The organism is Guyparkeria halophila, from assembly GCF_034479635.1.
Taxonomy (GTDB): domain Bacteria; phylum Pseudomonadota; class Gammaproteobacteria; order Halothiobacillales; family Halothiobacillaceae; genus Guyparkeria; species Guyparkeria halophila.
Map to the genome: position 1 here is coordinate 558,391 of NZ_CP140153.1, position 25,937 is coordinate 584,327.

General features: G+C 65.7%; 18 protein-coding genes, 1 tRNA gene and 1 other RNA gene. 11 read left to right on the forward strand and 9 right to left on the reverse strand.

Annotated features, from left to right (window positions below; translation table 11 throughout):
- Positions 1 to 26 precede the first annotated feature (26 nt).
- Positions 27 to 1,136, forward strand: coding sequence for a porin (locus tag SR882_RS02600; RefSeq protein ID WP_322521799.1), 1,110 nt, complete (start codon positions 27 to 29; stop codon positions 1,134 to 1,136).
- Positions 1,137 to 1,348: 212 nt separating this feature from the next.
- On the opposite strand, the gene SR882_RS02605 is transcribed toward SR882_RS02600, so the two are convergent.
- The 4 genes from SR882_RS02605 to xerD all read right to left on the reverse strand — a co-directional run bounded on the left by SR882_RS02605 (position 1,349) and on the right by xerD (position 6,312).
- Positions 1,349 to 2,251, reverse strand: coding sequence for an NAD-dependent epimerase/dehydratase family protein (locus tag SR882_RS02605; protein ID WP_322521800.1), 903 nt, complete (start codon positions 2,249 to 2,251; stop codon positions 1,349 to 1,351).
- A gap of 178 nt (positions 2,252 to 2,429) precedes the next feature.
- On the reverse strand, positions 2,430 to 4,070 hold the full coding sequence (locus SR882_RS02610; protein WP_322521801.1) for a methyl-accepting chemotaxis protein: 1,641 nt from the start codon (positions 4,068 to 4,070) through the stop codon (positions 2,430 to 2,432).
- 388 nt (positions 4,071 to 4,458) lie between these two features.
- Positions 4,459 to 5,226 (reverse strand): DsbC family protein, encoded by a 768-nt coding sequence (locus SR882_RS02615; RefSeq protein ID WP_322521802.1) that lies wholly within the window; start codon positions 5,224 to 5,226, stop codon positions 4,459 to 4,461.
- A gap of 180 nt (positions 5,227 to 5,406) precedes the next feature.
- Positions 5,407 to 6,312 (reverse strand): site-specific tyrosine recombinase XerD, encoded by a 906-nt coding sequence (gene xerD / locus SR882_RS02620; protein WP_322521803.1) that lies wholly within the window; start codon positions 6,310 to 6,312, stop codon positions 5,407 to 5,409.
- Positions 6,313 to 6,956: 644 nt separating this feature from the next.
- Here xerD and acs point away from each other — a divergent pair.
- Positions 6,957 to 8,918, forward strand: a complete 1,962-nt coding sequence (gene acs, locus SR882_RS02625) for an acetate--CoA ligase (RefSeq protein WP_322521804.1) — start codon at positions 6,957 to 6,959, stop codon at positions 8,916 to 8,918.
- Positions 8,919 to 9,212: 294 nt separating this feature from the next.
- Here the strand turns inward: acs and ubiB are convergent, their stop codons facing one another.
- The 3 genes from ubiB to SR882_RS02640 are packed head-to-tail and all read right to left on the reverse strand — an operon-like array spanning position 9,213 to position 12,653.
- Positions 9,213 to 10,871, reverse strand: coding sequence for a ubiquinone biosynthesis regulatory protein kinase UbiB (ubiB, locus tag SR882_RS02630; protein ID WP_322521805.1), 1,659 nt, complete (start codon positions 10,869 to 10,871; stop codon positions 9,213 to 9,215).
- Positions 10,871 to 11,512: a ubiquinone biosynthesis accessory factor UbiJ gene (locus tag SR882_RS02635; RefSeq protein WP_322521806.1), complete on the reverse strand. Its 642-nt coding sequence runs from the start codon at positions 11,510 to 11,512 to the stop codon at positions 10,871 to 10,873. Before SR882_RS02635 ends, ubiB begins: the two co-directional genes overlap by 1 nt.
- Before the next feature lie 25 nt (positions 11,513 to 11,537).
- Positions 11,538 to 12,653, reverse strand: a complete 1,116-nt coding sequence (locus SR882_RS02640; RefSeq protein WP_322521807.1) for a phospholipase A — start codon at positions 12,651 to 12,653, stop codon at positions 11,538 to 11,540.
- 264 nt (positions 12,654 to 12,917) lie between these two features.
- Here SR882_RS02640 and SR882_RS02645 point away from each other — a divergent pair, with 264 nt between their 5' ends.
- The 7 genes from SR882_RS02645 (at position 12,918) to SR882_RS02675 (ending at position 22,479) form a co-directional block, all read left to right on the forward strand.
- Positions 12,918 to 13,883: a CHAD domain-containing protein gene (locus tag SR882_RS02645; RefSeq protein WP_322521808.1), complete on the forward strand. Its 966-nt coding sequence runs from the start codon at positions 12,918 to 12,920 to the stop codon at positions 13,881 to 13,883.
- Between the two features lie 37 nt (positions 13,884 to 13,920).
- Positions 13,921 to 13,996 (forward strand) — tRNA-Thr (locus tag SR882_RS02650).
- Positions 13,997 to 14,125: 129 nt separating this feature from the next.
- Positions 14,126 to 14,487, forward strand: a transfer-messenger RNA (tmRNA) gene (ssrA, locus tag SR882_RS02655).
- 166 nt (positions 14,488 to 14,653) lie between these two features.
- Positions 14,654 to 17,548, forward strand: a complete 2,895-nt coding sequence (locus SR882_RS02660) for an EAL domain-containing protein (RefSeq protein ID WP_322521809.1) — start codon at positions 14,654 to 14,656, stop codon at positions 17,546 to 17,548.
- A gap of 94 nt (positions 17,549 to 17,642) precedes the next feature.
- Positions 17,643 to 18,947 carry a Glu/Leu/Phe/Val family dehydrogenase gene (locus SR882_RS02665; protein ID WP_322521810.1) on the forward strand — a complete coding sequence of 435 codons (1,305 nt, stop codon included), beginning with the start codon at positions 17,643 to 17,645 and terminating at the stop codon, positions 18,945 to 18,947.
- Between the two features lie 75 nt (positions 18,948 to 19,022).
- Positions 19,023 to 21,227, forward strand: a complete 2,205-nt coding sequence (gene uvrD, locus SR882_RS02670; RefSeq protein WP_322521811.1) for a DNA helicase II — start codon at positions 19,023 to 19,025, stop codon at positions 21,225 to 21,227.
- A gap of 127 nt (positions 21,228 to 21,354) precedes the next feature.
- Positions 21,355 to 22,479 carry a TRAP transporter substrate-binding protein gene (locus SR882_RS02675; protein ID WP_322521812.1) on the forward strand — a complete coding sequence of 375 codons (1,125 nt, stop codon included), beginning with the start codon at positions 21,355 to 21,357 and terminating at the stop codon, positions 22,477 to 22,479.
- A 1-nt stretch (position 22,480) separates the two neighbouring features.
- Here SR882_RS02675 and SR882_RS02680 read toward each other — a convergent pair whose 3' ends face one another.
- Positions 22,481 to 23,152, reverse strand: a complete 672-nt coding sequence (locus tag SR882_RS02680) for a metal-dependent transcriptional regulator (protein ID WP_125199441.1) — start codon at positions 23,150 to 23,152, stop codon at positions 22,481 to 22,483.
- Between the two features lie 140 nt (positions 23,153 to 23,292).
- Here SR882_RS02680 and SR882_RS02685 point away from each other — a divergent pair, with 140 nt between their 5' ends.
- Positions 23,293 to 24,264: a metal ABC transporter substrate-binding protein gene (locus SR882_RS02685; RefSeq protein ID WP_322521813.1), complete on the forward strand. Its 972-nt coding sequence runs from the start codon at positions 23,293 to 23,295 to the stop codon at positions 24,262 to 24,264.
- Positions 24,265 to 24,316: 52 nt separating this feature from the next.
- On the opposite strand, the gene SR882_RS02690 is transcribed toward SR882_RS02685, so the two are convergent.
- Positions 24,317 to 24,847, reverse strand: coding sequence for a gamma carbonic anhydrase family protein (locus SR882_RS02690; protein WP_322521814.1), 531 nt, complete (start codon positions 24,845 to 24,847; stop codon positions 24,317 to 24,319).
- A 151-nt stretch (positions 24,848 to 24,998) separates the two neighbouring features.
- Between SR882_RS02690 and ubiA the strand changes: the two genes are divergently transcribed.
- On the forward strand, positions 24,999 to 25,859 hold the full coding sequence (gene ubiA, locus SR882_RS02695) for a 4-hydroxybenzoate octaprenyltransferase (RefSeq protein WP_407653335.1): 861 nt from the start codon (positions 24,999 to 25,001) through the stop codon (positions 25,857 to 25,859).
- The last annotated feature ends 78 nt before the right edge of the window (positions 25,860 to 25,937 follow it).

A 25,937-nucleotide genomic window follows, 5' to 3' on the forward strand; every position in this document is an offset into this window, starting at 1 on the left:
TTCATTTGATTTCGGGAGTTCCACTGATGAAAAAGCACATCATCGCCATGGCCGTTTCGGCCGCGATCGCCGCTCCAGCGGCTGCCATCGCCGATACCACCCTGTACGGCAAGATTCATGCGTCATATGATTTCTGGGGCGGTGACGTTGTTGATAACGCCGACTACAGCCTCGCTTCCAACTCCTCGCGTCTCGGCGTCAAGGGCAAGGAAGCGATCTCCGACGACCTGTCCCTGGTCTACAAGTGGGAAGAGCAGGTCGACTGGGGTGGTGAAGGCGCCGGCATCGGCGGTGCACGCAACACGTTCGTTGGCTTTTCTGGCAACTGGGGTACGGTCATCTTTGGTCGTCACGACACCCCGTTTAAGGGCGTCCGCGGCAAGTACGACCTGTTCGGTGACACCATCGGTGATGCGCGCGCCATCGTCCGCGGCCGTGCGCTCGGTTCGAGCACCAACAACTGGGATCAGCGCTACGATAACCAGATTGCCTACTCCACCCCAGATATGGGTGGCTTTGGTGCAACCGTCGCCTACATCTCGGACACCGACACCCAGGACCTGAACGGTGATGACGTGCTGGATAATCGCACCGATGCGATCAGTGCAAACGCGTCCTATGAGGTTGGTGGTTTCGGCATCATCGCTGGCTACGAGCAGCATAACCGTGCTGAGCAAGCTAACTATGAAGACGAGCAGACTGCTTACCGTATCGCAGCGCAGTACAAGATGGATGGCTTCAAGGTCATGGGCCTGTACCAGGGCGTTGAAAACGTCAACTATCTCACCGAGTCTCAGGGTGTCGCCCTGGACGAGTTCGGCGGCGATATGAGCATGTGGGGTGTCGGTGCCGCTTACAGCTTTGGCAAGAGCACCATCAAGGGCCACTACTTTGCTGCCAGCGAAGTGGATAGCCACGCTGACACCGGTGCTGACCTGTGGGCGATTGGCTACGACTACAAGCTGAGCAAGCAGACCACGGTCTACGTTGCTTATGCCGCCGTGTCCAACGAGAGTGGTATCGGTGACTATCGGGTCGGCTACAAGACTGGTCACGGCGAAGACGCAGCCGTGGACACTAGCGAGCTGGGCAACGACAGCAACGCCTTCTCCTTGGGCGTGGTCCACAAGTTCTAACCAATCCTGAGATTGGTCGGAACCACAAAGGCGCCTTCGGGCGCCTTTTTTGTTTTTGATGTGGATACAGGCGCTACAACGAGAAGGGCGCGGTGAAGCCGAGTGATCGTATCCGGAGGGCATGCGCCCTTCACCTTGAAAAGCATGGGGTGGCGCTTTTGCCGGGGCTTTTCCTGCGGTATTCCCCGGCGTTATCGGCAGTAGTATGCGGGTCAATCGAATCTCGGGCAGTCGGCCAAGGCCGCGGCGAGGCCGGGATAGCGCGGCGTCCACCCGAGCGCGCGCTGGATGGCGCTGGCATCCACGCGACGGGATTCGCTCAGGAACTCGCGTGCCATCGGGCTGGCCTGCTCGAGGACGGTGGCCAGCGATGCCTCCGGCGGTTGCGGCAGGCCAAAGTGCGCGGCGATCTGGCGGTAGGTGACGTTGGTCGGGGTGGGCTGGTTGTCGGAGACATTGAAGGTGCCGGTGAGGGGGTGGCCCGTTTCGATGCGATCGATCAACAGACGCAGGATGTCGGACAGATCCTCGGCATGGATGCGGTTGGACCAGGGTGCCTCGGGCCCGGCGGGCACGGGTGTGCCCTGGCGGACCTTATCCACGGGCAGACGATCGCAGGCGTAGATGCCCGTCACGCGCAGCGTGCAGGCGGGGATCTGGTTAGCTTGCGCGTACCGTTGGCACTGGCCCTCGGCATTCAGGCGCCGATGCCCCCGATCGTGGGCCGGGGCCGGCGGTGTCGACTCGTCCACCCAGTTCCCGCCCCGATCGCCGTAGACGCCGGTGGTGCTGATGTAGATCAGGCCGCTCGGCGGGTTCGAGGCCTCGGCCATCCATTTGGCCAGGCGGGTATCGGTCTGTCCCCGGCGCGGCGGTGGGGCGAGGTAGATCCAGATCGCGCCCTGCGGCGTTGCCTCGGCGGGAAGGTGATCCTCGTCGTCCAGGTCGATCGTGACAGATTGCCAACGACCTTGATGGCCGGCGGGGCAGTCAGCCGGGTGGCGGCCGATGGCGACGAGCTCGTGGTCGGTCAGTCGATGGGCGAGTCGTCGTGCGACATCGCCGTAGCCGACCAGGACGATCGGCGAGCGGTTGGGTTGGGCGTGTGATTGCATGGGCGGCCTGAACGTCAAGGTGGAGGCAAAGGCGACAAGCCTAGCGCTTCCTCGGGGCGCCTGCAGTAAGGTCGCTTTCCGATCACCCCAAGGGTTCGTGCTTTCTCAAGTGAGGTCATCACAAAAAACCCGCCGGATGGCGGGTTTTGTTGTTTCAGCGCGTGTGCCGACCGGCGGCTTAAAGCTTGAAGCCGGCCAGTCGCGCTTGCAGCTCCTCGGCCAGACGGGCGAGTTCGGCCGAGGCCGTCTTGGTCTGGGTGGCCCCCTGTGCCGATTCCTCGCTGATCTGCGAGATGGTCTGCACATTGCGGTTGACCTCCTCGGCCACGGCGCTCTGCTCCTCGGCGGCGCTGGCGATCTGGAAGTTGAGATCGTTGATGCCGTTGACGCCCTGGGCAATCTCGCCCAGGGCCGCCTCGGTCTCCGACATGGCCTGGGTGCTGTGATCGACCTGGTTGTGCGCGCGCTGCATCGCGGCCACGGCCGCGTTCGAGCGTGATTGCAGCCGATCGATCATGCCGTGGATCTCTTCCGTGGAGCCCTGTGTGCGCGAGGCCAGCGCGCGGACTTCTTCGGCGACCACGGCGAAGCCGCGCCCGTGTTCGCCGGCACGGGCGGCCTCGATCGCCGCGTTGAGGGCCAGCAGGTTGGTCTGGTCGGCGATCGCGCCGATCACGTCGAGCACCTTGCCGATCTCCTCGGATTCGGCCTTGAGCGAGTCGATTGTGTCCGAGGACTGGCGGATCTCGTCGGAGAGGATGCCCACCGCGTTGACTGCATTGCCGAGGATGGTCTGGCCGTGCTTGGCTGAGTCGTTGGCCGACTGCGCACTCTGCGAGGCATCCGAGGCATTGCGGGCCACGTCCTCGACGGTGGCGGTCATCTGGTTCATGGCTGCGGCGACCTGCTCGATCTCCTGCATCTGACGCGCCACGCCACGATCGGTCTGCTCGGAGACCGCCGAGGTCTCCTCCGCGGCGGAAGCCAGCTGCTCGGAGGCCTCGCCGATGCGTTTGAGGGTATCGCGCAGGGATTCGCGCGCGGTGTTCATGTGGGTGATGATCTCGGCGATCTCGTCGCGGCTGTCGAGTTGCACCGGCTCGTTGAGGTTGCCCTCGGCGAAGTTGGTGGCAAAGCGGTCGGCCGCCTTGAGGCCACGCGTGACGCCATGGATGATCCAGGCGGCGATCATGATGATGATCAGGACGTTGATCACCGTGATGCCCAGCGAGATCATCACGTCTTGCTCGACCCGCTCACTGGTGCGGGCTAGCTCCTCCTCCATGTTGTCGCGCAGGATGCCCTCGTAGGTGCTCGCTGCCTGCTCGAATCTCGGCAGCACTTCGGTGAGGGTAAGGATCAGCAAGGCCTGGGCACCGACGTAGTTGCCTTCCTCAAGTTTCTGGATCAGCGGCAGGAAGGCGACGTTGACCAGTTCTTCCTGCGTCGAGAACAGGGCCTGCTGAGCCTCGTTGGACTCGGTCTGGCGGTGCTCGATGGTGGCGATCTTGGCGTTGACCTCCTCGAGCGCCGCGAGGTTGTCCCGGATGATGTCCATGTGCTGGTCGATGCCGTGAGCGTGCATCGCGGCCGTACGCCCCTGCGGATCGTGTTGCAGTGCCAGCAACGACTGGGTGGTCATCTGGTTGAGCAACTGCACCGAGGTGCCGACGTGGTTGATCGGCATGATGCGCAACTCGTGGTTCTTCTCGGCGAGTTCGTGGCCCTTGAGTTCGGCATAGATGCCGAACAGGCTGGTGGCGACCGTGGCGGCGCCGGCAAGGACCACGAGCAGGATGAGTTTGGCCTTGATGGTCATGGTGGTGGCAATGCTCCTGTAGTGGCTCGAGTCGCCCTGCCGTCACTTTGGAAACACCCGCGGCAGCGGGGTCATGGGTGACTTTGCGGTGAGGGGCTCTCGCTCGTCTTGTTGGTTCTATCGGTCGATCGGCGGCCGACTTTAGCGAAGCGCGGGACTTTTCGTCCACGCCGTCGCGCGTGGGGCAGGTCTAGCCAGAATCATGCCGAAGGCAGCTGTTGGTATCGGGGCGACGTCTGCGCGGGCGTCGGATGCAGGCGCCCGTCGATCGTCAATGGCTTGACGGCCCCGGGCGCCCTGACGATTCATCGAGATCCGTCGGGGACCCGCAAACAAAAAACCCCGCGTCGGGAAGGCGCGGGGTCGGTCATCGAGTGAGGCGAGGTGCTCAGCCGCCGCTTTGCTCGATGGCCTGCAGCACGACGTTGGCCGGACGGTAGCCGGGCATGGCCGCCCCGTTGGGCAGGATGGTGTACGGGGTGCCGCTCATGCCCAGACGGCTGGAGAGCGCCATGTTCTCCTTGATCATGTCATTGCGGCAGGCCTGGGCATCGACCGAGCCGCCCTTCATGGCGCGATCGAGGGCGTCCTTCGGGTCATCGGCGCAGGCCACTTTCGAGGAGATCTCGAAGCCTTTCGAACCCGGCCCCTGTCGCGGCGTGAGGATGTAGGTCACCTCGACGCCGGCCTCACGCAATTTCGGCAGTTCCTTGTGGAGCTTGTCGCAGAACGGGCAGGTCGGGTCGGTGAGGATGGTGATCGAATGCCTGGTCTCGCCGTCGGCCGGGTAGACCAGCTTGCGCTCACCGGGTACGTCCTCGAGCGCGGCGATGCGCTGGGCATCCTGCTTGCCCTGGGTCAGGTTCTGGCGGTTCTCGACGTCGATCAGGTCGCCGGCGATCAGGTACTTGCCGTCGGCGGTGACGTAGGCGATCTGCCCGTTGGAGGTCAGCTCGTAGATGCCCTTGGCGGGTGTTTCCTCGATCGAGTCGATCGGTACGCCCGGCATGTGTTTCTGGATGCTGGCGGTGATCGCATCCTTGTCGTCGGCCATCACCGCGGTGCTCGGCAAGGCCAGGGCGAAGGCCAGGGCGAAAGCCGGGGGCAGCGCGGTCAGTCCGCGACGGGTGGCAAGCGGGAGACGAGTGTTTCGCATTGGGTAATCAACCTGGGTTTGTATGGTCGTGTCCGGATATTCGGCCGGCGGCCCGAACTTGGAGTGCCGAGTCCCGGCGGGGTTCCGTAATCGCCACGTAATTGTGGCATCCCTGCAAGGTCACGGCGAGCGTTGGCGATATTGACCGGCATCGATGGGCTATCACCCCCTGTCGGCGCATCAGCCGCGCGGGTGGTGCTCGGCGTGCAGGGCCTGCAGACGGGCGGTGGCCACATGCGTGTAGATCTGAGTGGTTGACAGATCGGCGTGCCCTAGCAGCATCTGCAGGGCGCGCAGATCGGCGCCGTGATTGAGCAGGTGCGTGGCAAAGGCATGTCGCAGGGTATGAGGTGAGGGCAGTCGCGCCAACCCGGCCTCGCGGGCATGGTGCTTGAGGCGGTACCAGAAGGCCTGGCGGGTCAGGGGCGTGGCCCGGTTGGTGACGAACACGGCCGCGGTCTGTCGCTCGCCCAGCATCGTCGGTCGCGCCTGGTCGAGGTAGCGGCGCAGCCAGTCGATCGCCTCGTCGCCGATCGGCACCAGGCGTTCGCGCCCGCCCTTGCCGGTGATGCGCGCCAGGCCGTGGGCGAGATGGATCTCGTTGAGTCTCAGGTTGACCAGTTCCGAGACCCGCAGGCCGGTGGCGTAGAGCGTCTCGAGCATGGCGCGGTCGCGCAGGCCCAGCGGCGAGCCGGTGTCGGGGGCGTTCAGCAGGGCCTCGACGTCGGCCTCGCTCAGATCGGTCGGCAGCGCGCGGGGGCGGCGCGGTGCTGGCAGGTCGGTGGCCGGGTTGGGCTGGATCAATCCCTCGCGATTGGCCCAGGCATAAAACCGGCGCAGGGCCGAGCGCATGCGGCCCACGGAACGTGGGGCCGCCCCCTCGGCCAGTCGCTCGCCGAGAAGGCGGTTCAGGGCATTGCCGTCGGCGTCGGCCAGGGCGCGGCTTTCGTCCAGTGCGGCGGTCCCCGAGAGTCGGCGCGCGGTCAATTCCAGGTCGCGTCGGTAGGCCGCGCGACTGTTCTCCGCCAGGTTTTCCTCCAGCCAGAGTGCCTCGATGAAGGCCGTGATCAATTCGTCGTCCCGCATCGGGCTCGCTCTCGGTGGGTCGTGTCCGCGGAGTTTATATTTCGGCGGACAGCGTGCATGTCGACGGACAGTATGGCGTGCCGGCTCGGGACCATGGCAGCGAAACGCCTGATCTGACAACGGATCGGCGAGGATTTCCCACCTTTTCAGACCGGTTGTCCACTTTTTTATCCACAATCAGGCCGTCTTTTATGCCGATCTACCACAAGCAGCGCCAGGGCGCCAAGCCCCGCCGGGGCGATCGTTCGCCAGTGGCGTCGCGAAATGACAATAACCATGTATAACAACATGTTATTTAATTTGCCGAGGTGGGCTGATCCGACTGGCCAAAAAATGCGCAATCCGTGCAACTGCCTGATCGGGCTTTGTCCGGCGTGGTTGTTGGCGTGTTTTCCACTAGGTTGTCCACAGCTTCTGTGCATAAGTGAAATCGGCCGGAGGCAATCCCTTTTCCACCAACCGGTTAGCGGCGGTTTCTGTCATTTTTTTCGGGATGTGCCTGCTAAGTCGGACAAGGTGCTTCCCAGCCACGCGGCGAATTTTGCTAATCTTGCGCGGTGCGATTGCCCCGGTCCCGTGCCGGGGCGGTGCCTGCTTCTATTACAGGTGCGACAAACCGATACACGATTACCGATGGAGTCTATATGGATAACCTCGAGTCCATTCTGAGCGAGAACCGTGTCTTCTCGCCGGCGCCGGAATTTTCGGAGCGGGCGAGAATCGGGTCTCGGGCGGCCTTCGACGAGCTGGTCGCCGAGGCCGAGCGCGATTTCGAGGGCTTCTGGGCGCGGCTCGCGCGCGAGTTCGTTACCTGGGACACGCCGTTCACCCAGACGCTGGACGACTCGAACGCGCCGTTCTTCAAGTGGTTTGCCGACGGTAAGCTCAACGTCTCGGCCAACTGCATCGATCGTCACCTGCCGGCCAAGGCCGACAAGACCGCCATCATCGGCGAGTCGGACGACGGCAGCGTCACGCATATCTCTTACCAGGAGTTGCACGATCGCGTGGCGAAATTTGCCAACGCGCTCAAGGCGCAGGGCATCGAGAAGGGCGATCGTGTCGTCATCTACTTGCCGATGATCCCGGACGCGACCGTGGCCATGTTGGCGTGCGCGCGCATCGGTGCGATCCACTCGGTGGTTTTCGGCGGCTTCTCCGCCGAGGCGCTGCGCGATCGGATCAACGACACCGAGGCCAAGCTGGTAATCACCGCCGACGGCAACATGCGTGGCGGGAAGAAGGTCATCCTCAAGGGGCAGGTGGACAAGGCCCTCGAACACGGCTGCCCGTCGGTCGAGGCCGTCATCATGCTCGAGCACATCGGTGGCGTAGCCACCGGGACCTCCAGTGTGAAGGAGCTGACCTGGGCCGAGGCGATCGACGGCCAGCCGGCCGAGTGCGAGCCGGTCATGGTCGAGGCCGAGCACCCGCTGTTCATCCTCTACACCTCGGGCTCGACCGGCAAGCCCAAGGGTATCGTCCACTCCTCGGGCGGTTATCTGGTAAACGCAGCGATGACCTCTTCCTGGGTGTTCGACCTGAATGACGACGATGTCTACTGGTGCACCGCCGACGTCGGCTGGATCACCGGTCACACCTACGTCACCTACGGCCCGCTGGCGCTGGGCGTGACCCAGGTGATCTTCGAGGGCGTGCCGACCTACCCGGACGGTGGCCGCTTCTGGGACATGGTCGAGCGCCACAAGGTGAGCGTCTTCTACACCGCGCCGACCGCCATCCGCGCGCTGATGAAGCTCGGTGACGAGGTGCCCAACAAGTACGATCTCTCCAGCCTGCGCCTGCTGGGCACGGTGGGCGAGCCGATCAACCCCGAGGCCTGGGTCTGGTACCACCAGGTGATCGGTGGGGGGCGTTGCCCGATCACCGACACCTGGTGGCAGACCGAGACCGGCGCACACGCGATCGCGCCGATCCCGGGGGCGATCGACCTGGTGCCGGGGTCCTGCACCTTGCCGCTGCCGGGCATCATTGCCGACGTGGTCGACGACCACGGCCACTCGGTACCGACCGAAAGCGGCGGCAACCTGGTGATCAAGAAGCCCTGGCCGTCGATGCTGCGCACCATCTGGGGCGACGACGAGCGTTTCCAGCGCACCTACTTCCCGGACAACCTGCCGGGCTACTACCTGGCGGGCGACTCCGCGCGTCGTGATCAGGATGGCTACATCTGGATCATGGGCCGCATCGACGACGTCATCAACGTCTCCGGGCACCGCCTGGGCACCATGGAAGTCGAGTCCGCGCTGGTGGCGCATCCGGAGGTGGCGGAGGCCGCCGTGGTCGGCCGCCCGCACGACGTGAAGGGCGAGTCGATCGTTGCCTTCGTCGTGGTCAAGGGCGACCGCCCGCAGGGCGAGGCCGCCGAGGCGATGGTCAAGACGCTGCGGGACTGGGTGGCCGAGCAGATCGGGCCGATCGCCAAGCCCGAGGAGATCCGCTTCGGCGACAACCTGCCCAAGACCCGCTCGGGCAAGATCATGCGCCGCCTGCTGCGCGGCATCGCCAAGGGCGAGCCGCCGGAAGGCGATACCTCGACGCTGGAGAACCCGGCGATCCTCGAGCAGCTGATGGGCAACGACTGAGCCATCCGCTCTCGCTGAATCGAAAAGCCCCCGTAGCCGATGGCTGCGGGGGTTTTTGTTTGTGAGTCTGAAGCTGATAGCTGATAGCTGGAAGCTTGAAGAGATCAGAGCTCAGAGGTCAGTTGGTCGAGGCTTTCCCGTGGTTGACGCCCAGAGGGGGGGCGGGCCAACCATCTCGCCCAGCTTCCGCATTGCCGCCTGTGGGAGCGCGGCCCCCGCGCGAAAGCCGCCATAGCGGCTGTCCCCGTTTAAGCCGAGCAACGCGCCCAACGGGCGCCGGTGCGACCTTCGCCGTCAGCGCCGCAAGGCGGCGAAGAGGAAGCCGGCTGCGGCGATGAGTTCCGCCCAGCCCAGCCAGCCCAATCCCATCAGTCCGCTCTCCTCGAGGCCCCGGCCCTGGGTGGCGAGGAACACGACCAGCAACAGGGCACCGATCAGGGTCAGGCGATTGCGGGCGCGGTCGCGGCAAGCCTGTTCGCGTATCGCTGCCAGTTCCTGTCGTTGCCCCTCGAGCAGTTCCGACTGGCGATGGACCTGTTGCATGGCCTGGATCGACAGGCGGGGCAACTCGGCCAGGTGCTGGTTGAGATACGGCAGCTCGTCCTTGAAGCGCTCGAGGAAGGCCTTCGGGCCGATGCGCTCGCGCATCCAGCGTTCGATGAACGGCTTGGCGGTCTGCCAGAGGTCGAGGTCCGGGTAGAGCTCGCGGCCCAGCCCTTCGATGGCGAGCAGGGTCTTTTGCAGCAGCACCAGCTGCGGCTGGACTTCCATGTCGAACTGGCGCGCGACCTGGAACAGTCGCAGCAGGAAGTGGCCGAAGGAGATCTCCCGGAGCGGCTTTTGGAAGATCGGCTCGCAGACCGTGCGGATCGCCGCCTCGAATTCCTCCACGCGGGTGGTGTTCGGCACCCAGCCGGACTCGACGTGCAGCTCGGCCACCCGGCGGTAGTCGCGGTTGAAGAAGGCGTGGAAGTTCTCGGCGAGATAGCGCTGGTCCTCGGGCATCAGCGAGCCGACGATGCCGAAGTCCACCGCCATGTAGCGGGGTTGGTCGGGGTCGGTCGCGTCGACAAAGATGTTGCCCGGGTGCATGTCGGCGTGGAAGAAGTTGTGCTTGAACACCTGGGTGAAGAACACCTCGACGCCGCGCTCGGCCAGCCGCTTCATGTTCACGTTGGCCGCCCGCAGCAGGTCCATGCGCGCGATCGGAATGCCGTGAATGCGCTCCTGGACCAGCACGTCGGTGCGGCACCAGTCCCAGTAGACCTCGGGGACGTAGAGCATCTTCGATCCCTCGAACTGGCGCTTGAGTTCGGCGGCGTTGGCCGCCTCGCGCTGCAGGTCGAGCTCGTTCATCAGGGTCTTGTCGAACTCGCGTACCACCTCGACCGGGTGCAGGCGCGGGCCTTCCGACCAGTAGCGTTCGGCCAGTCGGGCCACGGTGTAGAGGATCTCGAGATCACTGCGGATGCGCCGATGGATGCCCGGTCGGGTGATCTTGACGACCACCTCCTGGCCGTCGTCCAGCGTGGCGGCATGCACCTGGGCGATCGAGGCCGAGGCGAGCGGTTCGGCCTCGAAGCGGGCGAAGTGCTCGGTGACCGAGTCGCCCAGTGCCGCCTCGATGCGCTGGCGGGCAAGCTCGGCCGGGAACGGGCGCACCCGGTCCTGCAGCGCCGAGAGCGCCTCGGACAGGTCCGGCGGCAACAGGTCGCGCCGCGTGGAGAGCATCTGGCCGAACTTGACGAAGATCGGTCCGAGATCCTCGAGCGCGGCGACCAGCCGTTCGCCGCGCGTGCGTTGCCGGTTGTTGGAAAACCAGTACCAGGGCGACGTGAATTTGAGAAAACGGATCGGGCGGAAGATCTTGAGCGCCAGCACGATCTCGTCGAGACCGTGGCGCAGCAGCACGAACTGGATGACCACCAGTCGCCAGAGCAGTCTTGGTCGCATCAGGCCTCCCGGCGGTTTGCTTTGTTGGCGTGGGCGGTTGACGTGGCATCGAGTCGCCCGATCCGTCGCTCGAGTCTTTCCACGCCGGCGCGCGCCTCGTCCACGCCCTCGAGAAAGGCCGCCAGGTCGAGGTCGTCGGCGATGACCCGGGCCTCGTGCACCAGGTAGTCGTGTTGCTCGATGCGGCGGGTTTCGCGCCATTCGCTCGCGGTGCGTTCAACCTCTCGCGCTGTCTGTTCGACCAGGCCGGCGGCCGAGACGCCGACTTTTTCCGCCAGCCAGTCGGCCCAGTCGATGTCGAGTTCGCTCAAGGCGCGCAGGAAACGGGTGGCCGTCTGTTCATCGCCCTCGATCACGAGATCACCGGTAAACAGCGAGTCCGAGCTGTGCTCGCGCTGTAGGGCGGCCAGCAACGCCGGCCCGCTGGTATGAATGCGGGCGTCGGGCGGCAGATCGTCCGCGGCGCGCCACATCAGCCCGTTGGTGGTGGGCGTGACGGTCAGCGTCAGGCTGGGGTGTTCGATCTCGAGGGCAATTACCAGGCCGGCCAGGTCGGCCAGCCGGGCGCGCGCGTTCGGATCACGCTCAATCAGCCGATTGATCACGGTTTCGGCGCTGAAACGCAGGGCGGTGGAAATCATGGGTGCGCGGGCAGTGAGGAATGGATCAGAGCCAGTCGGTCAGGGCAATGCCCACACCGATGCGGCTGACCGAGCGATTGTAGTCGATCAGGCTTTCCCCGTAGCCGTTGAAGTACTGCACGTAGCCCTTGACGCGATTTGACAGCGGGAAGCTGTAGTCGACCTGGATCGCGCCCTTGTTGTTGGCGAAATCGAGGTTGTTGCGCAGGGTGGCGGCGATGGTCTGATCGTTCCACTTGTAGGCGAGCAGTAAATCGCCGTAGCCCATGTAGTCGGTGATATCGGGGTTTTCGTCCTCGTCGGCCTCGGGTAGTCGGTACCAGCCGCGCAGGCGGCCGGCGAAATTGCCCCGACCGAACGAGGTGCTTGCGGCCAGCCGATTCCAGCTGCGCGAGCGCTCGCCGCCCTGGCCGTTGGAAGTATGGATCAGCGACAACCGGCTGCGCTTGAAGGTTAGGCCGGCCAGCGAGAAATCCGTCTCGAGGGTCAGGCCCAGCTCGGGCTCGTAGTTGGTCTCGCGGAACGGAGACGAGGCGTCCTGCTCCTCGCCCAACAGCTTGGTGTTGTAGGTCTGCCAGAGCGAGAGTTGGGTATAGCCGAAATACAGGGCGGTGTTGGGGCCGAACGGGTCCTCGAACCAGTCGAACTGGAACGACAGCTGGAACTTGGTCTCGGCGTGTTGCGGCTCGAAGTCGTAGACGTCGCGCGACAGGTCGGTGGGCGTGTAGGTCGCCGGCATGATGTAGTTGGGTCGGTAGCTGCGCATCACGAACGGATTGCGCTCGCCCGACTGTTCCGACTGCAGTCGACGCTCCAGGGCGACCGGCTCGGACTCGTTGATCAGCGGGATGGTGGCCTCTTGGTCCGCTTTCGAGCCGGTGTCGATCGCATCGCTGCTGGCGCTGGGCGATTGACGACGCTCCTCGTCCTGCGTGGCGTCGTCCTCGATAGCAGCCGGTCCGCTCGAGGCCAGTCGATCAAAGCAGGCCAGCCGTTCCGCGTCGGCATCGATCTTGGCGCACGCCGACCAGTCGGGCGTGGCTGTCTGGGCAGTGGCCGGGCTCAGAACGCCGAGCAGGACCAGTCCGGCCAGCGTGGCGGGCAGCTGACCGTGATTGAGATGGAGCAAGGGACGGGACATGGCGGCAAGTCTTTGATGGATGGCGGCCGGTGGGCCATGATAGACGGTAGGGCAGGTCTGCACGAATCTGATGGCGCTCGGCGTCGTCCTGACGTGGCCGCCGGTACGCCGGCGGTGCCATCTTGGCAACGAGCGACTCGTCGGCCCAGCGTGGCGTCAGTCGCAACGGCGGCCTGCAGACCTCTCCCCATTGAGGAACGCGGAGTCGGCGGCGTCATGCCGCCTCGGGAAGACACGAGTCAGGGGCTCGGAGTTCCGCCATCGATGCCGGAGGACAGAGGTATGGGGCAGGCCAAGAAGCACGCTCGGCAACTGGATGCCGATTTCCTTACCCAGCCGGCCGGCGAGGTCGCTGCCGTGCTCATTCGCGCCCAGCAGGCCGTTTTTCGTCGTGCCTGGGCCCATTACCTCGAGGCGGCCGATGATGACCCCGAGGCCCTGCACGACCTGCGGGTCGAGTTGCGGCGCCTGCGTGTCTGGTTGCGGTTGTCGCGCGACGTGGTTCGAACGCGCAAGTCGACACGGCGGCGCCTCAAGGCGCTGGCCCGGGCCAGCAGCCCGATGCGCGATCACGAGGTGATGCTGGAATTGCTCGATCGCGTGGCTCGAGATGCCGACGGCGCCGATGTCGCGGCGCGGATACGTCGTCTCGCCGATGAACGTCAGCCGGCGGGCGTTGATCTGGCGTTTGACGTCAAGCCGGGCCTCAAGCCGCGGGCACGCAAGGGCACTACCCCGTTCGACCGCTGGTTCGCGAGCCAGGTTGCCATGATGACCGAGCAAATCGAGCGGGACCTGTCGTCCGGTCGTTCGGGGTTCCACGCGGCACGCATCCAGGTCAAGCATCTGCGCTACCTGATCGAACCCATGCACGAGCCCTTTGCCGTGGTCGACTCCATGCTGGCCGATCTCAAGACCGTTCAGGACTGGCTGGGCGACCTGCACGATCTGGTGGTCTTCCGTGCGCACCTGGCCGATTACGCCGGCTGGCTACTGACCGACGCATTACCCGCGCCTCTCGCCCGTCCGGGCAAGCAGGCCAGACCCTTGAGCCAGACCTTCGCCGGCGTACGCGACGACATCATCCGACTCTCGGCCTGGCAGGACGCCCAGTTCGAGGCGATGTGGCGTGACTGGGAAACACGCCGCCCGGCGCTTGAGAAACGACTGTATGCGGCTCGCAATCGGCTGGTCGGCGAGCTCGACAAAGCCGCCGGTGCCGCCGATTGACAAGACAGGGCAAAACGACAAGAATGCCCGGTCCCGCGCCGGAGTAGCTCAGTTGGTAGAGCAGGTCATTCGTAATGACAAGGTCGGGGGTTCGACTCCTCTCTCCGGCACCACTTTTCTCTATATCCGTAACGGAACCTTTGCCACGCGTTGACTGTCTTACCAGTCAGTAGATCGGGCAAAAGAATTCGTTTCGAGTGTCTTGAAATACGGGTCGACAGTCCCAACACTGTTAATCAACCGGGGGTGATACGGCTTCGACGTGGGTCGCGAAACTCAAGGTGCATGCCGAGGTGTAGTCTCCTCGTTAAACAACTGCAAAACCAATAGTTGCCAACGACGACAACTACGCACTCGCAGCTTAAAACCCTGTAGGGTGCCGTCTGGCCGGAGCCGTGCTTGTGCGTCCGGAACCCAGGCGTCGACTCTCACAAGCTCGTGGTGAAGCGCGTCCGGCGTGGATCCACTAAAACTCAAACCGGACTCGCCGAGTATCTTCCCTGCCTGTCGGGTAGTACGCGGTTAAAGCAATAGACAGGACAAGCATGTAGGACCGAGAGCGTAGGGCTTGCGGACGCGGGTTCGACTCCCGCCACCTCCACCAAACTCCGCCGAAAGGGCTAGCCAGCGATGGTTGGCCCTTTTTTTGCGCGCGTCTCTCGGCCTCGGCGGAGTCCCGCCCTTACGGCCGGCGTTTCCGTAGCGTTCCGGACGTGCCATGATCCGAACATGAATTCAACCGATCGTTTTGCCATGACATCGAGGGCGTCGTGCTGAGGCTGGCGCTATTGTCGGTGTTGATGCTGTTCACGGCCGCGGGTCAGGCCCGCGAGGTGACGGTCGGGTTGTACGAGAACGATCCCAAGATCTTCCGCGATGCCGGGGGGCATCCGTCGGGCATCTTCGTCGAGCTGATCGAACGCATGGCGGCGGAAGAGGGGTGGGAACTCGAGTTCGTGGAGTGTGCCTGGGCCGACTGCCTCGAGCGCACGTCGCGTGGCGAGATCGACCTGATGCCGGATGTGGCCATCAGCGAGCAGCGGGAGGTTCGATTCGACTTTCACACCTTGCCTGCCCTGCACAGCTGGTCGCAGGTCTATCGCCGCCCCGGCCTGGAAGTGGACTCGATCTTCGACCTGAGCGGGCGTCGGGTGGCGTTGCTGGAGGGGTCGATCCAGCAGGCGCGGATTGGTGCCTTGCTCGACGAGTTCGGTATCACCCACGAGTCCCTGGCGGTCGATGACTTTCATGCCGCCTTCGAGGCGGTGGCCGAGGGGCGCGCGGACGTAGCCCTGGTCAATCACCTGTTCGGCAGCCGCTATCACGCCGACTACGGCCTCAAGCGCACGCCGGTGGTAATGGAGCCGGCCCGGCTGTTCTTCGCGACCGGCGCCGGGCGCAATGCCGAACTGCTGGCGGCGATCGATCGCCACCTGGCGCGTTGGCAGGCCGACGGCGACTCGGTCTATTTCGACATCCTGGAGCGCTGGCTGGGCGAACGCCCGCGGGTGCTGGTGCCCGGCTGGGTGGGATGGCTGTTCGCGACCGGTGGCCTGCTGCTTTTGATTGGCCTGGGCGTGGTGTTCTGGCTGCGCCGAGCGGTGGTTGTTCGTGGTCGCCGCCTGGCGGAAACGCGTCGTGCGCTCGAGACGGCCTACGAGGTGATCGAGGCCAGTCCGGTGGTGCTGTTCCGATGGCAGCTTGCCCCCGGTTGGCCGGTGGAATTCGTCTCCGGCAACGTCGATCGTTGGGGCTATTCCCCCGAGGAATTCCTGAACGGGACGCGCGATTTTGCCGAGATCCTCCACCCGGAGGATCTCGATCGCGTCGCCGCCGAGGTGGAGGAACGGCTCGGTGCGGGCGCGACGGCCTTCCGGCAGGAGTATCGCATTCTGCGTGCCGATGGCAGCGCGCGCTGGGTGGCCGACCTGACGCACGTGTTCCGCCATGAAGACGGTGAGGTCGATCGCATCGAGGGCGTGATCACGGACATCACCGAGCAGCGCGAGGGCGAACGACGCCAGCGTGAGGCCGCGGCGGTGCTGGAAAACACGCTCGAGGGCGTGATCATCACCGATGCCGACGAGCGCATCGTGATGGTCAATCGCGCCTTCCAGTCGTTGACCGGCTACACCGAGGCGGAGGTGCTCGATCGGCCGGTCACCCTGCTGGATGCCGAACACGCAACCAGCCCCTGGCCGGCAATCCGCGAGGAGCTGGCGGCGAGCGGGCACTGGCAGGGCGAATTGACCAGTCGGCGCAAGAATGGCGAGCGCTTTCCCGAACTGCGGGCCATCAGTCGGGTGGTCGGGCCGGCCGGCGAGGACGATCACGTGGTGCACCTGTTCACCGACATGTCGCGCCTGCGGGCGACCGAGGCGCGCCTGGATTTTCTCGCCCGGCACGATGCCCTGACCGACCTGCCCAACCGGGCGCTGCTGCTCACGCACCTGCGTGAACGTGTGGCCTCGGCTGACGTCGGGGCGCTGGGCTTGCTGCTGATCGATCTCGATCGCTTCCGCGACGTCAACGACAGCTACGGCCACCACGTCGGCGATGCCCTGTTGCGTCAGGCGGCGCGACGCCTCGAGTCGCTGATCGAGGGGCGCTGCCTGGCGCGCCTGGGGGGCGACGAATTCGCCGTGCTTGCCGAAAACGTGGGTCGGGCCGATCTTGCCACGCTGGCCGAAACGATCATCGCGGCGCTCACCCGACCATGGCGACTGGATAACGGCACCGAGGTGCGTCTGGGCGCCAGCGTCGGCATTACCTGCTACCCGGATTTCGGTCGCAGCCCCGAGGCCCTGCTGCAACAGGCCGACGCCGCCGTCTATCGGGCCAAGGCCGAGGGGCGCGGCAGCTTCCGTTTCTTCGATGACAGCCTCACCGCCGGTGCCCGTCACCGCATCGAGATGGAGACCCGCCTGAGGCGCGCGATCGAGGCCGATGAACTGGAGTTGCACTACCAGCCGCAGGTCGATGTCACCAGCGGGCGGATGATCGGTGCCGAGGCACTGGTGCGCTGGCGCGACGGCGACCGGGGGCTGGTGCCGCCGGATGCCTTCATCCCGGTGGCCGAGCAGACCGGCATGATCGCCGCGCTCGGCGACTGGGTCCTGCGCGAGGCCTGCCGTCAGGGGCGGGAGTGGCACGATGCCGGCTTGCCGGTCCCGAGACTGGCCGTGAATGTATCGGCGCGACAACTGCAGGACGAGTCGCTGGTTGATCGGGTCCGAGCGGTGCTAGACGAGACCGGCTACCCGCCCGATCGGCTCGAGCTCGAACTGACCGAAAGCGCACTCATGCATCAGCAGGAACGCTCCGTCCGGGTGTTGCGCGCCCTGCGGCGACTGGGGCTGCATCTGGCGATCGACGATTTCGGTACCGGTTATTCCTCGCTGGCCTACCTGAGGCAATTCCCCATCGACGTCCTCAAAATCGACAAGCGCTTCGTCGATGACCTCGCCGACAACAACGACGACCGCGAGATCGCCGGGGCAATCCTCGCGATGGGCCATGCCCTGCGCCTGTCGGTGCTCGCCGAGGGGGTCGAGACCGAAGCGCAACTGGCCTTCCTGCGGGCCAATGGCTGTGACAGCTACCAGGGCTACCTCTTCAGCCCGCCGCTGCCGCCCGCGGGTTTTGCCCGCCTCCTGGCCGACTGAGTCGGTCGGGGCGCCCGCGCGCTGCTACGCTCAGAGCCATGGCCCCTCGGTGAACGCTGGCGGGCAGGGGCCGCGTGACGATGGAGGAACGAACATGACGAAAAACGGTGGACTGCTGGCCGATGCGCTGGTGCACCTCAAGCCGTTGATGGACGACGAACGCATCTCGGGGGACGCCCGGCGACGATTGTCGCAACCCAACCGGGTGGTCGAGGTGGAGATCCCGTTGCGCATGGATGACGGTTCGCTCAAGGTCTTCACCGGCTGGCGATCGCTCTACGACAACACCCGCGGGCCGGGCAAGGGCGGCATCCGCTTCCACCCCAGCGTCACCGGCGACGAGGTCGCCGCGCTCAGTTTCTGGATGGCCGTCAAGTGCGCCGTGGTCGACCTGCCGTTCGGCGGGGCGAAGGGCGGTGTCTGCGTCGATCCCAAGCAGCTCTCGCGCCTGGAGCTCGAGCGCCTCTCGCGAGGCTACATCCGCGCGCTGCTCGACGTGATCGGCCCTGATCGGGATATCCCCGCACCGGACGTCAACACCAACGAGACCATCATGGGCTGGATGGCCGACGAGTACCGCCAGGCCGCCGGCCGGCACCAACGCGGCGTGATCACCGGCAAGCCGCCGGGGCACGGCGGCTCGCTGGGGCGTACGGCGGCCACCGGCCGCGGGGCGCTGCAGGTGCTCAATATCTGGGAGCGCCGGCGCGGACGGGCCGACCAGCGCCCGCGCGTGGCCGTGCAGGGCTTCGGCAACGCCGGCTTTCACTTCGCCCGCCTGGCGCACGATGCGGGCTACCGGGTGGTCGCCATCGCCGATTCGCGCGGCGCGATCTACCGGGAGGAGGGCCTCGACCCGCTGCCGATCTGGGAGCGCAAGCACCAGTCCACCGAGCTCTCGGGTCAGGTCTACTGCGAGGAGTCCGTCTGTGCGGAGGTGGAGGTCGACAAGCTCACCAACGAGGAGTTGCTCGCCCTCGACGTCGACGTGCTGGTGCTGGCCGCACTCGAGAACGCCATCACCGAGAAGAACGTCGATGCGATCCGTGCGCCGACGATCCTGGAGATCGCCAACGGCCCGATCAACAACGCCGCCGACCGCCAGCTGGCCGAGCGTGACATCACCGTCATTCCCGACGTGCTCGCCAATAGCGGCGGGGTGATCGTCAGTCACATGGAGTGGGTGCAGAACCGCATCGGCGACTACTGGACCGAGGACGAGATCGAGCGGCGATTGTCCGATCGCCTTGCCGAGCAGGCCGACCTGGTCTTCGAACGGGCGGTCACCGAGGAGGAATCCTTGCGTTCGGCCGCCTACCGGCAGGGTATCGAACGCATCGCCATCGCCATGGACGGGCTGGGCACCGAGCGGTATTTCTGCGGCGATACCGGGCCCTAGAAAGGCCGTCGGCGCATGGGCGGGGCAACCGTTTCGGGCGGTCGGTTTGCACGGCGGTTCCGGTACAATGCGCCCATGTCTCAAGATCCCATTCTCGATCCGCTCAACGCCGCCCAGCGCGAGGCGGTCACCAGTCCGTCACTAGCCACCCTGGTGCTTGCCGGGGCCGGTTCGGGCAAGACCCGCGTGCTCACTCATCGCATGGCCTGGCTGGTTGCCGAGCAGGGCATCTCGCCCTACTCGCTGCTGGCCGTGACGTTCACCAACAAGGCCGCCGGCGAGATGCGCGGGCGTTTGGGCTCCTTGCTCGACGGGCAGGAGCTCGGCCCGCGCGGTGTCGACGGCATGTGGGTGGGCACCTTCCACGGCCTGTCGCATCGCCTGCTGCGCCAGCATGCCCGCGAGGCGGGTCTGCCCGAGGGCTTCCAGATCATCGACTCGGACGATCAGCTGCGGCTGGTCAAGCGCCTGATCCGCGAGGCGGAACTGGACGAGAACCGCTTCCCCCCTAGGCTGGTTGCCTCGATGATCAACGGCTTCAAGGAGGACGGCCTGCGCGCTCGTCACGTGGTGCCGGGCGACGATCCGATCCGCGACCAGGTGATCGTGATCTACAAGGCCTACGAGCGTGTCTGCGAGCGCAGTGGGCTGGTCGACTTCACCGAACTGCTGCTGCGCGCCACCGAGTTGTTGCGCGGCAACGATGCGCTGCGCGCGCACTACCAACGCCGTTTCCGTCAGGTCTTGATCGACGAGTTCCAGGACACCAACGCCCTGCAGTACGCCTGGGCGCGGTTGCTGGTGGGCGAGGACAACGGCATCTTCGCCGTCGGCGACGACGACCAGTCGATCTATGGCTGGCGCGGGGCGAAGGTCGAGCACATCCAGCACTTCTCGCGCGACTTCCCCAATACCCACCTGATCCGCCTGGAGCAGAACTACCGCTCGACGCGCACCATCCTCGAGGCGGCCAACAGCGTCATCGCGCGCAATCAGGGCCGCCTGGGCAAGAACCTCTGGACCGAGGGCGATCACGGCGCGCCGATCCGCTTCTATCGCGCCTTCAACGACCAGGACGAGGCCAACTTCGTGGTCGAGCAGATCGCCACGGCGGTGCGTGAGGGCCACGACCGGGCCGACTGCGCGGTGCTGTACCGCTCGAATGCCCAGTCGCGCCTGCTGGAGGAGGCACTGATACGCGAGGGCATGCCGTACCGCATCTACGGGGGCTTGCGCTTCTTCGAGCGCGCCGAGATCCGTGATGCGCTCGCCTACCTGAAGCTGGTGGCCAATCGCCATGACGACACCTCCTTCGATCGGATCGTCAATCGCCCCACCCGCGGCATCGGCGACAAGACCCTGAACGAGGTCCGCCAGGCCGCCCGCGAGCAGGGCGCCTCGCTGTGGGATGCCGCGCTGATCCTCTTGGCGGAGAACCGCCTGTCCGCCCGGGCGGGCGGGGCGCTGCGGCAGTTCATGACCCTGATCGAGGCGATCGACCAGCAGACCATCAACGACGAGTTGGGCGAGCGGATCGAGAAGACCATCGACAAGAGCGGCCTGCGCGCCCTGTTCGAGAAGGACCGCGACCGCGAGCGCGGCGAGGCGAAGATCGAGAACCTCGACGAGCTGGTCAACGCCGGGCGCGGGTACGTCATGGACCGCGACACGGCCGAGGAGATGGGCGAGCTCGAGGCCTTTCTTGCCCACGCGAGTCTGGAGGCCGGCGAGGCGCAGGGCGCGGCCTGGGAGGACTGCGTGCAGATGATGACCCTGCACGCGGCCAAGGGGCTCGAGTTCCCGCAGGTGTTCCTGGTCGGGGTCGAGGAGGGCTTGTTCCCGCACCAGATGTCGATCGACGAGCCCGGCCGCCTCGAGGAGGAGCGCCGGCTCTGCTACGTGGGCATCACCCGCGCCGAGCAGCAGCTGACCATCACCTGCGCCGAGTCGCGACGGCTGCACGGCAAGCAGATCTTCCCGATGCCGTCGCGCTTTCTGGGCGAGCTGCCGCCGGATCTGGTCGAGGAGGTCCGCCCGCGCGCGGCCCGCGCGGCTACCGCCTTCGGCGCCCGTCGACCGGAGGGCGAGCCCGGTCCGCGCACCCACAAGCAGAACGAGACCGGCTTCGAGATCGGCCAGAACGTCCGCCATGCCAAGTTCGGCGAAGGCACCATCCTCGACTGCGAGGGCACCGGCGCCTCGGCGCGGGTGCAGGTCAACTTCGGCCAGCATGGCGCGAAGTGGCTGATCCTGTCGTACGCGAATCTGCAGCCGGCCTAGCCGAGTTTGAAGCTGGAAGCCGGAAGCTCGAAGCGACTATTCTTCCAGCTTCAGGCTTCGAGCTTCCGGCTCATGCCCCTCTTTTTTGCGCATGCTGAATAATTCGAAACCTTCAAGGAGTCCTGCCATGAAACGCCGCGAGTTTTTGACCTGGGCCGGTGCTGCCGGCATTGCCGCCACCGCCCTGACCGGCTGCAACAACGAAACCGGCGAGCAGCCGGCGGCCACCGCGAGCGGCCCGACCGCGGCCGATCCGATCAAGTGGAAGATGGTCACCACCTGGCCGAAGAACTTCCCGGGCCTGGGGACCGGCGCGAACAACATCGCCAAGTACATCACCGAGATGTCCGGCGGCCGGTTGGTGGTCGACGTCTACGGCGCCGGCGAGATCGTCCCGGCCCTCGAGGTGTTCGACGCGGTCAAGGCGGGCACCGCCGAGATGGGTCACGGCGCGGCCTACTACTGGCAGGGCAAGATGCCGGCCGCGGCCTTCTTCGCCGCGTTTCCCTTCGGCCTGACCGCCGACGAGATGAACGGCTGGCTCTACCACGGCGAGGGTATCGAGCTGTGGGAAGAGCTCTACGCCCCGCACGGCATCATCCCGCGTCCGGGTGGCAATACCGGCCCGCAGATGGGCGGCTGGTTTAGAAAGCCGATCGACTCGGTCGAGGACTTCAAGGGGCTGAAGATGCGCCTGCCGGGCATCGGCGGCGAGGTGCTGCGCCGGCTGGACGTGTCGGTGGTCAACACCCCGGGGGGCGAGCTGTTCCAGGCGCTGAACGACGGCACCATCGATGCCGCCGAGTGGGTCGGACCGTTCAACGATCTCGCCTTCGGCTTCCACCGCGCGGCCAAGTACTACTACGCGCCGGGCTGGCAGGAACCGTCGGCGACCATGGAGGCCCTGATCAACCAGGAGGCCTTCGAGGCGTTGCCCGAGGACCTGCAGGCGATCGTCGACGGGGCGATCAAGATGGCGGCGCTCGACATGCTTTCCGAGTTCACCGCGCGCAACAACCGGGCGCTCAAGACGCTCACCGAAGAGCACGGTGTCGAGCTGCGCTATTTCAGTGACGAGATCATGGCGGCGCTGTTCGAGAAGTCCAACGAGGTGCTCGCCGAGATCACCGAGAAGGACGCATTCGCCAAGCGCGTGTTCGAGTCGCTGACCGACTATCGCCGTGACGTGGCCGGTTGGACCGAAGGCTCGGAGTACGCCTTCCTCACCTCGCGCCAGCGCTTCCTCGACTGAGTCAGTCGCTGGCCGAGCGGATCGTCCAGACCCGTTCGGCCAGCGTCGCTGCCAGCGGCCGCTCGTGGCGACCGATGGTCACCACCACGTCGGCCGACCCCGGCTGGCTGGCGCGACGTCGCACGAACTGCCCGGGCAGGATCCCCAGTTGTGTCAGGCGGCGCAGGTCGGCGGCGTTCTCGGCGGCCAGGCGCACCACCGTCGCCCCCTCGTCGATGGCCAGATCGCCCAGTGCGACCATCTGGCGGCGTTCGACCGGCGCCTCGTCCGGGCGTGGGATCGGCGCGCCGTGCGGGTCGAACTCCGGCTGGCCCAGATGGTCCCACAACCGGTCGATCAGCCGGCTGGAAAAGGCGTGTTCGAGGATTTCCGCCTCGGCATCGACCTCGGCCAGCGGCAGCTTGAGATCCTGGGCGAGAAAGGTCTCGATCACCCGGTGGCGGCGGATCATGTCGACGGCGATCGTCCAGCCGGCGTCGGTCAGCGCTGCGCCCTGGTAGCGGGCGTAGTGGATCAGCCCGTCGGCGTGCAGGCGCTTGAGCATGGCCGTGACCGACGCGCGCGCGATGCCCAGCCGGTCGGCAATCGCCGAGGTGGACACCGCCGGCTCCGGCGACTGCTCGGCCAGCTTGAAGATCGCTTTCAGGTAGTCCTCGTACGCGGTGCTTGCCATGGTGGGGCCTCGTTTGCGATGCCTTACGTTAGCATGCTCGCAGTGCGTCGTTCTTGCGGGGAGTGGCCCGGCTTTCTACCATCCGCCACCCCAGAGATCGGACTCATCCTGACCCACGCTTTACTCACGCGAGGCCCGTTGTGCAGATATTTACCCGTTGGCTTTCTCGTGCCGCGACCCTGTCGCTGGCCGTCGTTTTCCTGGTGCCCGCCGCCCAGGCGCAGGACGAGGTGCTGCAATACGCCGGCGGCGAGCAGGATATCGACACCCTCCGCGTGGTGACCGATACCTCCTTCACGGCCGGGTTGGTCGACAACATCGCCGGCTCGTTCGTCGAAGTCGAGGCCGTGGTCGACGGCGAAGAATCGCCGCTGAACCATTCGCTCGACGAGGCCGATCGGGAGCGGATCGCCTCGGCCGATCTCGTCGTCTACCAGGGGCTGGGCCTGATGCCGGAATTCATCCAGGCGGCCAAGGCGCGCGAGTCGGCCGATCGGGTGGTGCTGACCGATCGTATTCCCGAATTCCGACTGCTCAAGACCGAGGATGGCGTCAACCCGCACACCTACCATGACCCGTCGCTGCTGCAGTACTCGGTGGATCACCTGACCATCCAGCTCAAGGAGCGTCTCGAGGCGGTGGCCGGCGAGATCGAGGGCAACCGCCTGCGGGTCAATATCGAACTGCAGTCCCTCAACCGCGAGACCGAGGGGTTGCTGGAAGACCTGTCGCGCACCGAGCGGGTCTTGGTCACCGACAACGACGTGTTCGCCTACTTCGCCAAGGCCTACCACTTCGAGTTGCTGGACGTCACCGACGAGAAACAGGGCGAGCAGGCGATCGAGTTGATCGCGCGCAACCAGACGCCGCACGTCTTCCCGGTTGCCGGCGCCGGCGGTGGGGCGCTCGAGGAATGGCTCGAGGCCAAGCGCGGTTCGGCGATCGCCGAGTCCGTGAGTCTGGCGCCGCCATTGACCGGCCTGTGGCTGGCCGAGAGCAATCTGCCCACCGGCACCTATATCGGCCTGTTCCGCGAGAACGTCAGCGAGATCATCCTGGGGCTCAAGCCGCTGCCGGCGGCGGGCGCCGAGGCGCCGGCGCCGGCCGAGTAGGCCGGGTCCGGCCGGCGGTCAATCGGTCGGCCCCGAGAGGCCGTCAGGCGGATCAGCCGCTGGTGCGATGGTCCTGCGCCAGCTCCCGGTAGAACCGGGCCGACTCGGCGAGGTGCTCGCGCTCCTCGTCGGTCAAGGGGCGGACCTTGCGTGCCGGCGCGCCGACGTAGAGGTGGCCGCTTTCCAGCACCTTGCCGGGCGAGACCACGCTGCCGGCGGCAATGATCACCTCGTCCTCGACCACCACGTCGTCCATCACGATCGCGCCCATGCCGACTAGCACCCGGTTGCCCACGGTGCAGGCGTGCAGGATGGCGCGGTGGCCCACGGTCACTTCCTCGCCGATGCGGCAGGGCATGCCCTGCGGGTGGCCGGCCGAGGGCTGGTTGACGTGCACGATGACGCCGTCCTGCAGGTTGGTCAGTCGTCCGGCACGGATCTGCTGGACGTCGCCGCGCAGCACGGCGTTCGGCCAGACGGAGACACCTTCCTCCAGCACGACGTCGCCGATCACCACCGCGGTCGGATCGACCCAGCAGTCCTCGGCCACGGTCGGGAGCGTTGACTGGAAATTGCGGATCATGCGGAAACCTCGGGTTCGGTCGGGCGACGATGTAATCGCGCGCATTCTAGCGCAGGGAGCCCTGAGAGGTGAGGGGACAGGAATCAGCGGCCAGCCGTATGGGCGGTCTGGTATCTTCTGACGTCCGTTTTCTGATTGCTAAGGTAACGCCTTGTCCCTGATCGCCGAGAAAACCCGTGCCTATCTCGCCCTGACCCGGCTGGATCGTCCCGTGGGTATCTTCCTGCTGCTCTGGCCGACCTACTGGGCCCTGTGGGTCGCCGGCGAGGGCCGCCCGGACCTGTTCATCTTCCTGATCTTCACCTTGGGCGTGATCGCGATGCGCTCGGCCGGCTGCGCGATCAACGACTTCGCCGACCGGCATGTCGACGGTCACGTGACGCGCACCAAGGGCCGTCCGTTGGCGACCGGGCGGATCACGTCACGCGAGGCGCTGGCCGTTTTTGCCGCCCTGGTGGGCGTTTCCTTCCTGTTGGTCCTGCAGCTCAACGCCACCACCATCGCGCTCTCCGTGGTGGCGGTGATCCTGGCGGCGACCTATCCCTTCGGCAAGCGCTTTCATCACCTGCCGCAGGTGCATCTGGGGCTGGCCTTCGGCTGGGCCATCCCGATGGCCTTTGCGGCGCATCACGGTGAGGTCGCGCCGGTGGCCTGGCTGCTCCTGCTGGCGAACATCGGCTGGACGCTCGCCTACGACACCTTGTATGCGATGGCCGACCGGCCCGACGATCTCAAGATCGGGGTGAAGTCCTCGGCGATCCTGTTCGGTCGATTCGATCTCGCGGCCGTGGCCCTGGCCTACCTGTGGACGCTGGCCTGGCTGGTGGGCGTGGGCTGGATGGCCGGCCTGGCCGTCGGCTACTTCGTGGGACTCGCCATCGCTGCGGTATCGGCCGTCTGGATCCTGCGCACCGCCCGCTCGCGGCAACTGGCGGATTGCGTGCTGGCCTTCCGGCGCAACAATGTCTTCGGCGCGATCGTGATGCTGGCATTGATCGCCGGATTTCTTTGAGACAGGACGATCGGCTGGACTACACTCCGTTAGCTGACTAATGAAAATCGCTTTTCACGATTGGTCAGAAAGGTCCAC